The sequence below is a fragment of the Pseudoalteromonas sp. MM1 genome, assembly GCF_030296835.1.
Classification (GTDB): domain Bacteria; phylum Pseudomonadota; class Gammaproteobacteria; order Enterobacterales; family Alteromonadaceae; genus Pseudoalteromonas.
Genome location: NZ_AP027922.1, coordinates 102,815 through 117,199 on the forward strand (window position 1 = coordinate 102,815; position 14,385 = coordinate 117,199).

At 41.9% G+C, this 14,385-nt stretch carries 14 protein-coding genes; 8 read left to right on the forward strand and 6 right to left on the reverse strand.

The window, feature by feature from the left end; translation table 11 throughout:
* Positions 1 to 7 precede the first annotated feature (7 nt).
* The 5 genes from QUE46_RS00515 to QUE46_RS00535 all read right to left on the reverse strand — a co-directional run bounded on the left by QUE46_RS00515 (position 8) and on the right by QUE46_RS00535 (position 3,900).
* A complete protein-coding gene (locus QUE46_RS00515) occupies positions 8 to 952 on the reverse strand; it encodes a tyrosine recombinase XerC (protein ID WP_286245766.1) in 945 nt (314 codons plus the stop codon).
* Positions 949 to 1,560: a DUF484 family protein gene (locus QUE46_RS00520; protein ID WP_286245767.1), complete on the reverse strand. Its 612-nt coding sequence runs from the start codon at positions 1,558 to 1,560 to the stop codon at positions 949 to 951. The genes QUE46_RS00515 and QUE46_RS00520 overlap by 4 nt, the downstream gene beginning before the upstream one ends.
* Positions 1,557 to 2,387: a diaminopimelate epimerase gene (gene dapF / locus QUE46_RS00525; protein WP_286245768.1), complete on the reverse strand. Its 831-nt coding sequence runs from the start codon at positions 2,385 to 2,387 to the stop codon at positions 1,557 to 1,559. Before dapF ends, QUE46_RS00520 begins: the two co-directional genes overlap by 4 nt.
* 64 nt (positions 2,388 to 2,451) lie before the next feature.
* Entirely contained in the window at positions 2,452 to 3,705 is a 1,254-nt protein-coding gene (gene lysA, locus QUE46_RS00530; protein ID WP_286245769.1) for a diaminopimelate decarboxylase, read from the reverse strand.
* On the reverse strand, positions 3,706 to 3,900 hold the full coding sequence (locus QUE46_RS00535) for a lipoprotein (RefSeq protein WP_286245770.1): 195 nt from the start codon (positions 3,898 to 3,900) through the stop codon (positions 3,706 to 3,708).
* A 148-nt stretch (positions 3,901 to 4,048) separates the two neighbouring features.
* On the opposite strand from QUE46_RS00535, the gene cyaY reads away from it, so the two are divergent.
* The 8 genes from cyaY to add all read left to right on the forward strand — a co-directional run bounded on the left by cyaY (position 4,049) and on the right by add (position 13,778).
* Positions 4,049 to 4,372, forward strand: coding sequence for an iron donor protein CyaY (cyaY, locus tag QUE46_RS00540; protein WP_055015887.1), 324 nt, complete (start codon positions 4,049 to 4,051; stop codon positions 4,370 to 4,372).
* On the forward strand, positions 4,369 to 5,025 hold the full coding sequence (locus tag QUE46_RS00545; protein WP_286247634.1) for an alpha/beta hydrolase: 657 nt from the start codon (positions 4,369 to 4,371) through the stop codon (positions 5,023 to 5,025). Before cyaY ends, QUE46_RS00545 begins: the two co-directional genes overlap by 4 nt.
* Before the next feature lie 21 nt (positions 5,026 to 5,046).
* Positions 5,047 to 5,991 (forward strand): DUF2914 domain-containing protein, encoded by a 945-nt coding sequence (locus QUE46_RS00550; RefSeq protein ID WP_286245773.1) that lies wholly within the window; start codon positions 5,047 to 5,049, stop codon positions 5,989 to 5,991.
* Positions 5,992 to 6,026: 35 nt separating this feature from the next.
* Positions 6,027 to 6,965 carry a hydroxymethylbilane synthase gene (hemC, locus tag QUE46_RS00555; RefSeq protein WP_286245774.1) on the forward strand — a complete coding sequence of 313 codons (939 nt, stop codon included), beginning with the start codon at positions 6,027 to 6,029 and terminating at the stop codon, positions 6,963 to 6,965.
* Positions 6,966 to 8,795 (forward strand): uroporphyrinogen-III synthase, encoded by a 1,830-nt coding sequence (locus QUE46_RS00560; RefSeq protein WP_286245775.1) that lies wholly within the window; start codon positions 6,966 to 6,968, stop codon positions 8,793 to 8,795.
* The gene (locus tag QUE46_RS00565) at positions 8,792 to 9,901 is read left to right on the forward strand and encodes a heme biosynthesis HemY N-terminal domain-containing protein (protein WP_286245776.1); all 1,110 of its coding nucleotides are present in this window, start codon (positions 8,792 to 8,794) and stop codon (positions 9,899 to 9,901) included. The genes QUE46_RS00560 and QUE46_RS00565 overlap by 4 nt, the downstream gene beginning before the upstream one ends.
* A gap of 46 nt (positions 9,902 to 9,947) precedes the next feature.
* A complete protein-coding gene (locus tag QUE46_RS00570) occupies positions 9,948 to 12,638 on the forward strand; it encodes a CHASE domain-containing protein (RefSeq protein WP_286245777.1) in 2,691 nt (896 codons plus the stop codon).
* 138 nt (positions 12,639 to 12,776) lie between these two features.
* Positions 12,777 to 13,778, forward strand: a complete 1,002-nt coding sequence (add, locus tag QUE46_RS00575; protein ID WP_286245778.1) for an adenosine deaminase — start codon at positions 12,777 to 12,779, stop codon at positions 13,776 to 13,778.
* A gap of 46 nt (positions 13,779 to 13,824) precedes the next feature.
* Here add and QUE46_RS00580 read toward each other — a convergent pair whose 3' ends face one another.
* Complete coding sequence (locus tag QUE46_RS00580) at positions 13,825 to 14,241, reverse strand: CBS domain-containing protein (RefSeq protein ID WP_286245779.1); 417 nt, start codon at positions 14,239 to 14,241, stop codon at positions 13,825 to 13,827.
* Between the last annotated feature and the right edge of the window lie 144 nt (positions 14,242 to 14,385).

The following is a 14,385-nucleotide window of genomic DNA, read 5'->3' on the forward strand; positions in this document are numbered from 1 at the left end:
TACATTCCTAATCGGTTTGTTTTTTAGCGCGCGGATGGGTGTTGTCGTACACCTTGGCTAAATGCTGAAAATCTAAATGCGTATATACTTGCGTAGCCGATAAACTACTGTGCCCCAATAATTCTTGCACAGCGCGTAAGTCACCAGATGATTCTAAAATATGAGAGGCAAACGAGTGGCGTAGTTTATGCGGGTGCACCTGCGAGCTAATACCTTGTTTTATTCCCCACTCTTGCATACGTAAGCGAACTTGGCGAACCGAAATACGATTTTTTTTACTGCTTAAAAACACCGCCATTTCATCAGGCTTTGCAAATTGCCCTCGTATATTGAGCCAGTTTTTTAACGCTGTGAGCGCTTTGCGACCCACGGGAATGAGGCGCTCTTTGCTACCTTTACCTTTGACTAATATTTCGCCATTTGCGGTGTTAATATCGCGTAAGTTGGTGCCAACTAACTCGCTAATGCGCAGCCCAGATGAATACATAAGCTCCATCATTGCCTTGTCTCGAATGGCTAATGGGTCGTCATCGTTAATCTCTAGTAGGCTTGCCATCTGATCTACATCGAGATTTTTAGGTAATGGCTTAGAAAATTTAGGGCCTTTAATGCCTTGTGCCGGGTTATGATAATGCGCGTGCTGAGCAATGTTTTTAGCTTTTAAAAATTTATACAAACTGCGAATGCAGCTTAATTTTAAACTAATGGTGCGCCCGCTTAGTTGCTTTGTGCGAAGCGCCATGCTGTAGCGGCGAATATGCTCGCCTTGTACGCCAAACCAGTCGTCACATAATTTACTAAAATACAGGGCGGCAAAATTTAGTTGGCTAACATACTGATTTACAGTGTGCTCTGAGTACTGTCTTTCGTACTTTAAATAGTCACTAAATAAATGAATGGGTGTACGCCAATGCTCACTTAATTGCTCAGTGTTAGGCGTCTCGTCGCTCATGCCAATTCCAATAGCCTAAGTTGCAATGCATGCACAAAATCAAGCACGAATAGGTTATCTTGTGCGGGCTCAAAATGGTTTTCATCATGGCTGCCAAAGGCCAATATAGCGACGGGTTTTTCAGCGCTGCCAATTAAGTAAATAGCAGAAGATTGCGTGTTTTCGCAAAATAATAACTCACGCTCTTGTTGATTAACACGTCCTAAGTAGTGCCCAAACTGGCTAAGGCGGTGCTCAATAAGCTCATCAAAAGTGTTGTTATATTTAACTAACCTACACTCGCTAATGTGTGGGCTGGTACAAATAATATTGCGCAAATTTGCGGCAAGCGTATTAAAGTCGTAGTTTGTCCACAGTTGGCGGTGGCATTGGCTAAACAAGCGATACACTAGCTCATTTTGCGCAGCGTGTTGGCTCATACTGTGTATTTGATTTTTTAACTGAGTATTGTGCTCGCGCAACTGGCGCTGTTGTATATGCACAAGCGAGGTGGCACCGTGCGTTTTGTGGTGTAACTCAAGTTGTGCAAGCAGCTCTGGCTGCTCTATTAAAAAATTAGGGTAGCGCGCCAAATACTCAGCGACCTGTTCTTTTGTTAGCTCGCTCATAAGGCAACTTGCCCATCAAATACATGCTCGGCTGGGCCGGTCATACGAACAGGGTGACCCTCGCCGCTCCATCGCACTTGTAATGTGCCACCGGGTAAATCAACTTGTACCGTGGTGTTAAGTTTGCTTTGAATGTGGCCAATGACCATTGCAGCGCAGGCTCCCGTGCCACACGCGAGGGTTTCGCTAACGCCGCGTTCCCACACTCTCAACTTAATATGATCTTGCGATACCACTTGCATAAAACCAATATTGGCACGATTTGGAAAGCGTTCGTGGTTTTCAAGTAGTGGGCCAAGCACATCAACTTGTGCGGTTGCTATATCATCAACTTCTAATACGCAATGCGGGTTACCCATAGACACAGCGCCACTAAATACAGTGTGCTCTTGCGCTCTTATTATATAAGTAAGTTCTCGCTTGCTGGCTTTGAGCGGGATTTTAGCAGGCTCAAAATTAGGATGGCCCATGTTAACGGTAACTTGGCCGTCTTTTTCTATGTATAGCGTGAGGTTGCCCGACTTAGTCGAGACACTAATTTTGTGCTTGTTAGTTAAGCCTTTCATACGCACAAAGCGGGCAAAACAGCGTGCGCCATTTCCGCATTGTTCTACTTCATTGCCATCGGCATTAAATATACGGTAATGGAAGTCGAGATCAGGGGAGTAAGGGGCTTCAACCATAAGTAATTGGTCAAAGCCAATACCAAAGTGGCGAACAGCCAGTTTTTTGATTTGATCGCGAGACAAAAATACATTTTGTGTAATGTTATCAATTACAACAAAGTCGTTGCCTAAGCCGTGCATTTTGGAAAAATTAACTAACATAGCGCTCTAATTCGGGTTTGCTCTGCGCTAATCATGCCACAGAGCAGCGCCTTAACAAAAACGTTTATGGTAAAATTTTCTCACCTTGATAAAGGCTCTCGATGGTTTCGCGTTGGCGAATAAGGTGGTGTTGCTCACCATCTACCATTATTTCGGCCACGCGTGGACGAGAGTTGTAGTTTGAACTCATTGTAAAACCATAGGCACCGGCACTTCGCTGCGCCAATAAGTCACCTTGTTTAAGGGCTAGTTCACGGTCTTTTCCTAAAAAGTCGCCGGTTTCACACACAGGTCCTACAATATCAAAGTTATGAGCTGGGGTGTCATCATCGCGCACCGATACCGGAATAATTTTTTGCCATGCTTGATAAAGCGAAGGGCGAAGCATGTCGTTCATCCCCGCATCGACAATGGCAAAAAATTTATCTTGGTTTTGCTTAATAAACTCAACCTGCGTTACTAAAATGCCAGCGTTAGCGGCTATCGCGCGCCCAGGCTCAAAAATAAGTTCAAGGTGTTTGTAATTGGCTAGGCGCTCGGTAACTTGCGCAGCATATTCACTTGGGTGAGGCGGCTGTTCATCATTGTAAGGAACGCCTAACCCACCGCCAATATCTAAATGAGTAAGCTCAATACCATTTGCTTTAAGCTCATCTATTAATGCCATTAGTTTATCAAGTGCTTCTAAAAAAGGTTTAACCTCAGTTAATTGCGAGCCTATGTGGCAATCTACGCCTGTTACTTTTAGGCCAGGTAAAGACGCCGCATGCTGATAAACGCTCACAGCTGTTTGAATATCGATACCAAACTTGTTTTCTTTTAAACCGGTAGAAATATACGGGTGTGTTTTGGCATCTATATCAGGGTTTACACGAATAGAAATAGGGGCTTCTAAATTTAACTCGCACGCCACCTCTGATATACGCTCAAGCTCTGAGGCCGACTCAACGTTAAAACATTTAATACCTAGTTTTAGTGCATACGCAATTTCGTCAGCGGTTTTAGCTACACCTGAAAACACCACTTTACTGGCATCACCGCCGGCTTTTATTACACGTGCCAGCTCGCCTTTAGATACTATGTCAAACCCTGAACCTAAACGCGCTAATATATTTAATACTGCAATATTAGAATTGGCTTTAACTGCGTAGCAAACCAAGCTTTTATGATTTTTAGTGGCATTTGCAAAGGCTAAATAATGGCGCTCAAACGTAGCGCGCGAGTACACATAACAGGGCGTACCATAGTGCTGAGCAATCGTCGCAATACTGACATCTTCGGCAAATAATTGATTGTTTTGATAGTTAAAATAATCCATTTATTGCTCCTGAGTTTGTTGCGAGTTATTTTGCTCTGAACTAGTTACTGGTTTAACAGTTTCTTGAGGTTGATTTTGATCAACTTGTTGCTCTGGTAAATACAAAGGCCCGCTTTGGCCGCAGCCAGCTAATGCACTTAGCAGTAAAGTACTTATAAATAGTCGTTTTAATTGTAAGGTATGTGTCGCTTTCATTAGATTAATACGGTTGCTGGCTTTATAATCGCAGAGTAACAGAATATCTAAAAAATGCAGCTATTCGCGGATGATTTTATTCCTGTTACACTAGCTGTATATAAACCGTACCCAATATTACGCAGCTCGCCTGCAAAGGAAAGTTACAATGACCGAAAGTGAATATCACCAATTAGCCGAAGCGCTTATGTACACAATTGAAGAGCAAGTTGATGATTGTGAAGCAGATTTAGATTACGAGTCGGCTGAGGGTATTTTAGAAATAATTTTCCCAGATAAAAGTAAAATTGTAATTAATAAACAAGCGCCTTTGCATCAGGTATGGGTTGCGACTAAATTTAATGGTCACCATTTTGAGATGCGTGACGGCCAATGGATTGATAATCGCTCGGGCGCAGAGTTTTGGGAGTTTATGAATCAAGCATCTACTCGCCAAGCTGGCCAGGAAATTAAGTGGCAATCATCACTATGAGTTTAGCATTTGTAGAATACCCAGCGCAGGGTGAGCACAAAGCCACTGTTATCTGGTTACATGGTTTAGGTGATTCAGGTGATGGTTTTGCCCCTGTTGCACCGCAACTTAATTTACCCAGTGAGCTTGGTATACGCTTTGTTTTTCCGCATGCACCTATTCAACCGGTCACCATAAATGGTGGCATGGAAATGCGCTCGTGGTACGACATTAAATCTATAGAACTAGATAAACGTGCCGATGAACAAGGCGTGAGAGATTCAGCCGAAAAAGTGCAAGCTCTGATCAATCAAGAAATTGAAAGTGGCATACCTGCCAACAAAATTATTTTGGCGGGCTTTTCGCAAGGGGGCGTGGTGTCTTTACATTTAGCGCCGCGATTTGAGTATAAACTTGCAGGTGTTATGGCGCTGTCTACTTATATGTGTGTGCCTGAAAAGCTAACGCAAGAAGCTAAGCATACTGATTTAAATGTATTTATGGCGCATGGTAGCCAAGACAATGTAGTGCCGCATAGCGCGGGTAGAAGTGCGTTTGAAGTATTAACAGCACATAACATGGATGTAAGCTGGCAAGAATACCCTATGGCTCATCAGGTTTGCGCAGAAGAACTGCAAGCTATTCGCCAATGGTTAATTGCCCGTTTAAGCTAATTTGGAGCCGCTGAGGTCAATATGAGTCAAAAAATAGTTATTAAAGCAAATGTAAAACGCGAACCGCAAAATAGTGTACCTAATGTAAGCTACGAGTGGCATTGGCGTCGTATTGTGAGTGTTTCTATGTTGGTAGCAATGACCTCGGCAGCGGTTGTGTATGGCTTAACTAGCTCGGTAAGTGCCGAGCAGGGCGAGCAACCTAATGAGCCATCGCCATATTCACACTTAAACGACAGCACGGCAGATAATGCTGAGCCTGCTGTAAATGTAAATGATGAGCGAGCGCACCCAAACGAACCTACATTAGCGAATGATACAGCAGATGTCGCACCAGCAATGCTTGAGAATGAAAGCGCTAGTAATGATACGTTATTAGTGCAAAGCAATCATGAGCAAACAGATATAGAGCCAATTGCTAACGTTCAAAGCAATCAGGCTTCTGTTATTGAGCAGTCAAACACCGAACTCGATGAGCCTGTAGCTAATCAGTCACTTAATAGTGCGCAGTTAAATGCGTCACCCAGCGAACTGCTCACAGATATTGAAAACGAAGACGGCTCACTAACAAGCAGTGAAGGTTTTTCATCTACTGCGCATATTGCAAGCGTTGCGCTTGGCGCACAGATTGATACAAGCAAAATTAGCCGAGCAGTGCTTACTCGCAAAGTCAGTAAGCGCGAGCCCACCAATGTATTTGCTGCAGATATCCGCTTAAATCAGTTTGAAGAGGCACTTTCGTTTTTTAGTGAGCTTAAAAACCTACAAGGCCAACAAGTAAAGCATGTATGGTCTTATGAGGGCGAAACCATGGCGGAAATTTCGCTTAATGTTACCTCGCCGCGCTACAGAACGTACTCCACCAAAAATATTATGAATACACAAACAGGCCATTGGCGTGTGGATGTTGTTGATGAGCAAGGTAATTTAATTGCTCAAAAAGAATTTAGAATTTTAGCTAATTAAGCTTAGCTATTAGCTGTAACTATTTGGATACCCCTATGACAGAAAAAACAAAGTTAGTACGCATAGCAACCCGTAAAAGTGCCTTGGCGCTTTGGCAGGCTGAATTTGTAAAAGCACAGCTTGAGCATTTTCATGCTGATGTACGCGTAGAATTAGTCCCTATGTCTACTCAAGGGGATATTATTTTAGATACACCGCTTGCTAAAATTGGTGGTAAAGGCTTGTTTGTTAAAGAGCTTGAGCAAGCAATGTTAGATGGCCGCGCGGATATTGCAGTGCATTCAATGAAAGATGTACCCGTAGAATTTCCAGAAGGCTTAGCACTGCACACAATTTGTGAACGTGAAGACCCACGCGATGCATTTGTATCAAATAACTATGCCAATTTAAGCGAACTACCAAAAGGCGCTGTTGTAGGTACTTCTAGCCTTCGTCGTCAGTGTCAAATTAGAGCTTTGCGCCCTGATTTAGAAATTAAAGATTTACGTGGTAACGTTAATACCCGTTTAGCTAAGCTAGATGATGGCCAGTACGATGCAATTATTTTAGCCGCAGCCGGGCTGCTACGCTTAAAAATGGACGATCGTATTGCTGATTATATTGAGCCAGAGGTATCGCTACCTGCTAACGGCCAAGGTGCTGTGGGCATTGAGTGTCGTATTGACGATGAAGTAACAAAAGCCTTACTGGCTCCGCTTGAGCATACCCAAACACGCATTCGTGTAAATGCAGAGCGTGCTATGAATCGCCATTTAGAAGGTGGCTGCCAAGTACCAATTGGTGCCTACGCGTTAGTTAATGGCGAGCAAGTGCATTTACGCGGCTTAGTGGGCGCGGTAGATGGTAGTGAAATTTTACATGACGAAGTAACCGGTCATATAAATGATGCAGAAGCGATTGGTGTTGAGCTTGCCAAAAAATTATTAGCACAAGGCGCCGACAAAATATTAGCAGAAGTATATAGAGACGCATAAATGACACATATCCTGATAACTCGGCCCGAAGGAAAAGGCGCAGCCCTTGCTCAGGAACTTGAGCAAGCGGGTTATCAGGCGTCATTGTTTCCTGTTTTAAAAATATCCTACCTTACGCCTTCTACTACCGAGCTAAGCCCATTAATTAATGCAGATAAAATTATTTTTATCTCTCAAGATGCCGTTACTGCCCTTGCGCAATTAAAGCCAACAATAAATACCAAAGCGCAATTTTACGCAGTAGGGCAGCAAACTGCAGATACTATTTACGCATTATTTGGTGTGCGGGCAGCAGTGCCTAAACAGTATGATTCAGAAGGGTTATTAGCGCTAAACTCGTTGGCTGAGGTTGATGGCAGCAATATTGTATTAGTGAAAGGCCAAGCTGGGCGGCCAGATATTGCCAAAACACTTAAAGCGCGTGGGGCATTTTTAAATAACTGTGTGGTATACAAACGCGAGCAAATAAGCGCTGAAAAAGCCAACTGGACAGACCACTGGCAAAGCCTGAAAGTACAAGGTATAGTCATAACCAGTAATGCAGCAGTTGATGCAATATTTAATAACCTGACTGAACAACAGTTACAGTGGTTACAACAGTGCCGATTTTATGTTGCTAGCGAGCGTATAGCCGCTTATTTACAACAGCAACAGGTAAGTTCGGCTAATATACACATTGCCGCAGGGGCAAGCGATACTGCTATGTTTTCCTGCATAAAACAGCAAGGTAGCAAGATGAGCGAACAGTCAAAGCCAGTAACGGCAGATAATAAAACCTCAGCAAAGCCAACAATGTCTTCAGATAAAAAAGCAGCTGAAAAAGCACCAAGTGTGACGAATAATAAGCAAAAAATAAGTAAAGTGGCAGTCCTCGCGCTGATCATCTCGCTTACTGTAGCGTGCGGTGTGGGGTATGAGTTTTACCAAAAACTCAATGCAGGTAAAGCCCAAAATGTAGCTGTTAATGAACTAAAAGAAGAAAACGCGTTATTGTCACAAGAGTTACAGGCGCTCAAGTCGGCGCAGTCTAATCTTCAGCAAGCATTGTTCAACAGTGAACAAAAAGTGGCAGCTGCGCTTAATGAAAGTGCACAGAACAACCAGCAACAATTAAAAGCAGCATTGCAGCAAGCTCAGCAGCAAGGCGCTTCGCTAAACCCGCAAGAAGTAACCAGCTTACAGCGTATGGCTGAGTTTAAACTGTGGGCTGAAAAAGATTACCAAGGTGCCAGCGCTGTACTTAAACGCTTAGATGCATTATTGAGTGAGCACCCAGGTACTGTAGCTGTTCGCCAAGCGATAACACAAGACATTCAAACGTTAGATAGCTTAAAGCCTATTCCAACAGAAGCTATTTATCTAAAGCTTAATAGCATTTTAGCAAATATAGACAACTTAGCTTTTAATGCGGTAAATATTCCTGAAGAAGCTACAAAAGTTGACGAAAATGCATTAAGCGAAGATGTGAATGACTGGCAACAAAACCTTAGCAATAGTTGGAATAAACTAGTTGATAGCTTTATCACTATTCGTCATCACGAAGGGATTGCTATAGAGCCACTGTTAACCGAGCAGGAGCGCCATTTAATAAATCAGCGTATTAAATTAAATGTGACGCAAGCTCAAGATGCACTAATGAGTAAACAAGCGAGCATTTATTTTAGTGCCATCAGTGAGGCAAAGCGTCTTGTTAATGAGTACTTTAAACAAGATGACGAGGCGACAAAAGTGGTTATAAACGCACTAACTAGCCTAGAAAAAGAGCCATTAAACTTTAATCCTGAAGTCAACTTACAAAGTACGCAGCAGGTTAAGGAGTGGGCGCAATGATAGGGCTTATAGTATTAATTGTTGCGATTGTTTTAGTTTTAGCGGTTACGCCATTTGTACTGGATGAAAAAGGCTATGTGCTGATCTCGTTTAACAACACCACGATTGAAGGCACCATTGTTTCGTTTTGTATTATGGCGGCAATTACCGTAGCTGTTTTATATTTAATTTATAAACTCGTGCGCTATTTATTGTCTATTTATCATAATACAAAACATGGCTTTTTTGCGCGTAGCGAAGAGCGAAAGCAAGCAGCTATAGAGCAAGCCCTATGGAGTGCGATAAATGATGATTACGAGCTTGTAGAGCAAACGTTATCAGGTAATAGTGTACCCAGTAAGTTTGAAGATATACGCTTAGCGCTATTAGCAAAAGCGGCGCTTGCTAATAACCAAACCGACAAAGCACTAGAGCGTTTATTTGAAATTAGCCCAGAGCAGCAACTTAACGTTGCTAAACTTTGGATAGCCAGTGGCGATAGTAGCGCCATAGAATCGAAAATGCGTGCTAACGCAGATTCAAAAAAAGCGACACCACTTGAGCTTAAGTTATACGCCGAAATACTTGTACAGCAACAGCACTTTAGTGCGCTTGAAGACTTTTTACCGCGTTTACTTCGTAAAAAAGTCCTCAACGATACGCAGTGGACACAGCTGTTTAATGCCTATTTTAATGCACAAGCTAGCGATAAAATTACTGAAAAATATAAACAACTTCCTAAAAAGCTACAAGCTCATGCTAATACAGCTTATTTAATGCAAATGGCTAAAGTAGGCCAGTTAAGTGCGATTGAAAGTGACTTAATTAAAATGGTGAAATCTAATGAGCAACATACTCAGCTGGCCAATATATTAAGTAACGCTACCTCGGCAGAGGCTGTAAAGCTTCAAACCAGTATTCAAGAGCGCCTGAAAAAAGATGATAAAAACAATGCATTACTACTCTCGCTTGCGTGTTTAGCTAATGCCCACGGCGATTATGAGTTAGCCGCAAAGGTTTTTGATAAAGCCTTGAATATTGAAAACAAAAAGCAATTTGCTCAGCAAGCTGCTGTTAGCTATAAAAATACCGCACAAGCCGATAAAGCGCTCGTATTGTATCAATAAAGGCTACACTTATACTTTTGCAGCTTTGATATTCGGGAGCATTGGGTTGAAACACTTTTTCATTGTCACTGTAAGTTTAGCGTGCGCTTACTTTTTTACCGGATATTTCAGTAATTTACTATTAGCAATAGATGGCTATGCAGTGGCTGTGTGGCCGCCCTCAGGGATTGCGCTTGCTGGCTTTTTAATTTGGGGCAGAAAGAGCTTACTAGGTATTGTTTTAGGGGCTTTTTTTACTAACCTCATTCATTTAGAAAGCGTCTCAGCGATATTTCAGTTAAGTGTATTTATGCATGCTGCGGCTGTTACCTTTGCCTCTACTATACAAGCTTGGGTTGGTAGCCTGTTGGTCACTAAAGTGATTAAAGCGCCCCTTGATTTATCTTCTTTAAAACACTGTATTCAAAGCTTAGTTGTTGCAGGCCCATTATGCTGCGTTATAGCTGCAGGTGTAGGCACCAGCTTATTAATTTTTAATGGCGTTATTGTATCTCAAGCCGGTTGGGATACGTTTATAGCATGGTGGATAGGTGACAGTATTGGGGTGCTTGTTTTTACACCGCTTATGCTAGCGGCATTTAACTATTCACAGATAAATTATCGCCTACAAGTTATACTGCCCTCACTGTTAATTTATATGGTTATTAGTATTAGCTTTTATGGTGCGGCCAGTGTAAAAAAAGAAAAAAACATCCAAAAAGAAGAGTTGAAAATATCAGCCACACAAGATGCCATCAACAATAAAATTAACGAAATAACAGCACATCTTGCTTTACTGGCTACCTTTTTTTCTAGTAGTGATGATGTGAGTTTTACTGAATTTAAGCAGTTTACTTCTAAGCAGCTTAGTTATAGCGAAGAAATTTTAGCATTTGAGTGGGTGCCCTACCTACCTAGTGAAAACCTAGCTCAGTATATAGAAGCTAATAGCAAAACAGAGCTGGCTCAATATAGCTTAAAAGAAAGAGCAAAAGATGGCAGTTGGCAGGCCGCCCCCCTACGAGATTTTTATTACCCCGTGCAATATGCATATCCTTTATCGGGAAATGAAGATGTAATTGGCTTTGATCTTGCCTCCAATGAGGTTAGGCGTTCTGCGTTAATAAAAGCGAAGGTGTTAAATGAGTTGGTGATCAGTGAACCAATAAATTTAGTACAAAACGAAGCTGAGCGCGGCGTGCTGTTTTTTCATCCGGTGTTTGGCAACAATATTACAGAAGATGATTTTAAAGGTTTTGTAGTAGCGGTTGTGAGCTTAGAGAGGCTATCAAACGCGGTGTTATTTGAGCAAAACAACCGTGTTGCGGTGAGCTTTACAGACACCACGACAGAAAATAATGCCCAGCCTATTTTTATTGCCGATCATCAGCAACTATTGCCGTTAAAAGACTATAAATTATTGGTTGGTAAGCGGGTATGGCAGGTGGAGCTACACCAGTCAATGCAGCGCGAGTCATGGTTAGTTTATTGGCTTGCGCAAATAGCCGGTATGTTATTTGTTTGGCTGCTTATTACCTTTTTAATATCGGTAACGGGTACCAATATTCGTATACGTGAGCAGGTAGCAAAACAAACTAAAATTTTACGCTTAGAAAAGCAAAAGGCCGATGAAGCCAATGAAATAAAAAGCCAGTTTTTAGCAAATATGAGCCACGAAGTTCGCACCCCTATTAATGGCATTAAAGGGCTGCATTATTTAGCCCTACAGCAAAACGATTGGCAGCAGGCACGCAGTTATATTGAGCAAGCCGATGGCGCACTTGGCGTATTGCTTAGAGTGTTAAATGACGTGCTTGATTTTTCTAAAATGGAAGCCGGCAAACTTGATTTAATTCAAGAGGCAATTGATGTAGGCACACTCAGTGAAGAAGTGGCCAATTTACTGCAGTTTGACATTGAAGCCAAGTCACTTGAATTTATGCTTGATTACGATAAATCAAGTAACTTGGTCATCAACACCGACCCTATACGTTTAAAACAAGTTTTGCTAAACCTAATCAATAATGCCATTAAGTTTACAGCCAAAGGCAGCATCACACTTAAGGTGTGGCAGTCTAAAAAAATGACTTACTTTAGCGTTAACGATACCGGTATTGGTATTAGTAAAGAGGCGCAAAAACAGCTCTTTAAACCGTTTGCACAGGCCGATAGTTCTACCTCGCGACAATATGGCGGCACCGGGTTAGGTTTAAGTATATGTAAAAAGCTTGTGGAGTTGATGGGTGGAGAAATTGATTTAATAAGCCACGAAGGGCATGGCTCTACGTTTACCTTTAGCTTACCAATTTATTCGCCGCTACCAAAGGCTGAGCAAATAAAGCAACAATATGATGAAATAGATGTTAGTGCGCTTTCTTTTGCAGATTATAAATTATTACTTGTTGAAGATAACCCATTAAATCAGCACGTCGCGAGCGCTATTTTAAAAACCAAAGGGTGCGTTGCAGATATTGCCAATGATGGCTTTGAGGCGATTGAAAAACTGACTGAGAATACCTACGACATTGTGCTTATGGATATACAAATGCCTAAAATGGATGGCCTTGAAGCTACTCGAGTTATTCGTAATGAGCTTGGTTTGTTTGACCTACCTATCATTGGCTTATCTGCTAATGCTCACGATGACGATGTTAAAAAAGCAGTTGCCAGCGGTATGGATAACTATATTACTAAACCCATTGAAGCAAATACCTTATTTAAAACACTCTGGCATCACTTAGCTCATCAAAATAAGTGAACAAAACCCTAACTTTGTTCACTTTTTGAGTAAAAAGCAGACATATGACCGCTAATATTTACTTTAACTGCTCTACACTTGAAAAATAACTGTACCTGCGTATCATGCGCGCAATTTTAACCTAACCGAGTCGCTATTATGATAAATAAAAAATTACCTCTGCTAGATATTCATCGCCACTTAGATGGCAATGTACGTGCGCAAACCATACTAGAACTTGGTCGACAGTTTAATATTACGCTACCTGCTGATAATGTAGAGGCGCTTATACCTCACGTGCAAGTTATTGATCCTGAACCTGATTTAATGGCATTTTTGCAAAAGCTTGACTGGGGTGTAACGGTACTGGGCGATTACGACGCCTGTAGACGCATTGCAATTGAAAACATTGAAGATGCTCAAGCCCAGGGACTTGATTATGTAGAGCTTCGCTTTAGCCCATATTATATGGCACAAAGCCAAGGCTTACACCCGCAAGGGGTGGTTGAGGCCGTGGTTGATGGTATTAAATCGGCGACTCAAGGCGCAAATATTAAAGCAAACTTAATTGGTATTATGTCGCGTACTTACGGGGTTAAAACTTGTCAGCAGGAGCTTGACGCATTACTTGCATTTAAAAATGATTTAGTAGCGATTGATTTAGCCGGGGATGAGATTGGTTTCCCGGGAGAGCTTTTTATCGAGCAGTTTAAGCAAGTAAGAGACGCTTACTTGGCCGCCACCATTCATGCCGGTGAAGCGCTTGGCGCTGCGAGTATTTGGCAAGCCATTAATGAATTAGGTGCAAGCCGTATAGGTCATGGTGTAAAAGCAATTGAAGACCCTAAACTAATGGACTACCTGCGCGATAACCGCATTGGTATTGAATCGTGCTTAACCAGTAACATTCAAACCAGTACTGTAAACGATTTAGCTAAACACCCCCTTAAACAGTTTTTAGATCACGGTATTTTAGCGTGTATCAATACTGACGATCCGGCTGTAGAGGGCATTGAAATTGAACATGAATATTTAGTGGCTGCGCCAAAGGCGGGCTTAACACAAGCCGATATGCACAAGGCGCAAGCAAATGCCCTAGAAATTGCATTTTTAAGCGACAGTGATAAAGCCGCATTAAGTGCGCTTGCTGCAGCACGTTAAACACGCTTAATATAAAAAATGCCGCTTATTAGCGGCATTTTTTATGTCAGCTTACTTTTGTTTGGCAGCTCACGTAATTATCAAATAGTGCTTTTAATACATCGCTTCGGCCAATCAGCCCTATCACGGTATCACCCTCAACAACGGGGTAGTTTTTTGGCTTTCCTGTTTTCATTTGCTCGGCAAGCTCGATAATGTTGGTATCGGCATTAACGGTTACAACCTCGGTTTGCATAAGCTGCGAAACTTTTACTACGCCATCGCAAAAATAGCTGCTTTGCATTAGTGGCTTTAACAGCTCTTGCTCAGATATAAAACCAACCAGCGATTTATTGTCATCAAATACTGGTGCGCCTAATAAGTTAAACTTTTGCAGCTCGCTAATAGCGGTGGTCATTTCGGTATTTGGGGTAATGTGTGGCAACTTACGTTGCATAAAATCTTTTACTTTTGTATTTAACATTTGGGTCTCTCCCGCTGATGTTCTATACAAAGTATGGTTTATAGATAGGAATTTAGGAAATTGTTTATACTGATTAAAGCAATAGGTTATACCAATTAATAGCTTAAATTTGATAGAAATAACAAAGGCGCCGTGGGGCGCCTT

What these genes read in the sequence shown, in the direction of transcription:
- cyaY (WP_055015887.1), top strand. Translation starts at nt 4,049, where the DNA reads ATGACCGAAAGTGAATATCACCAATTAGCCGAAGCGCTTATGTACACA.
- QUE46_RS00520 (WP_286245767.1), bottom strand. Translation starts at nt 1,560, where the DNA reads ATGAGCGAGCTAACAAAAGAACAGGTCGCTGAGTATTTGGCGCGCTAC.
- QUE46_RS00565 (WP_286245776.1), top strand. Translation starts at nt 8,792, where the DNA reads ATGATAGGGCTTATAGTATTAATTGTTGCGATTGTTTTAGTTTTAGCG.
- QUE46_RS00560 (WP_286245775.1), top strand. Translation starts at nt 6,966, where the DNA reads ATGACACATATCCTGATAACTCGGCCCGAAGGAAAAGGCGCAGCCCTT.
- dapF (WP_286245768.1), bottom strand. Translation starts at nt 2,387, where the DNA reads ATGTTAGTTAATTTTTCCAAAATGCACGGCTTAGGCAACGACTTTGTT.
- QUE46_RS00550 (WP_286245773.1), top strand. Translation starts at nt 5,047, where the DNA reads ATGAGTCAAAAAATAGTTATTAAAGCAAATGTAAAACGCGAACCGCAA.
- add (WP_286245778.1), top strand. Translation starts at nt 12,777, where the DNA reads ATGATAAATAAAAAATTACCTCTGCTAGATATTCATCGCCACTTAGAT.
- QUE46_RS00545 (WP_286247634.1), top strand. Translation starts at nt 4,369, where the DNA reads ATGAGTTTAGCATTTGTAGAATACCCAGCGCAGGGTGAGCACAAAGCC.
- QUE46_RS00535 (WP_286245770.1), bottom strand. Translation starts at nt 3,900, where the DNA reads ATGAAAGCGACACATACCTTACAATTAAAACGACTATTTATAAGTACT.
- lysA (WP_286245769.1), bottom strand. Translation starts at nt 3,705, where the DNA reads ATGGATTATTTTAACTATCAAAACAATCAATTATTTGCCGAAGATGTC.
- hemC (WP_286245774.1), top strand. Translation starts at nt 6,027, where the DNA reads ATGACAGAAAAAACAAAGTTAGTACGCATAGCAACCCGTAAAAGTGCC.
- QUE46_RS00580 (WP_286245779.1), bottom strand. Translation starts at nt 14,241, where the DNA reads ATGTTAAATACAAAAGTAAAAGATTTTATGCAACGTAAGTTGCCACAC.
- QUE46_RS00515 (WP_286245766.1), bottom strand. Translation starts at nt 952, where the DNA reads ATGAGCGACGAGACGCCTAACACTGAGCAATTAAGTGAGCATTGGCGT.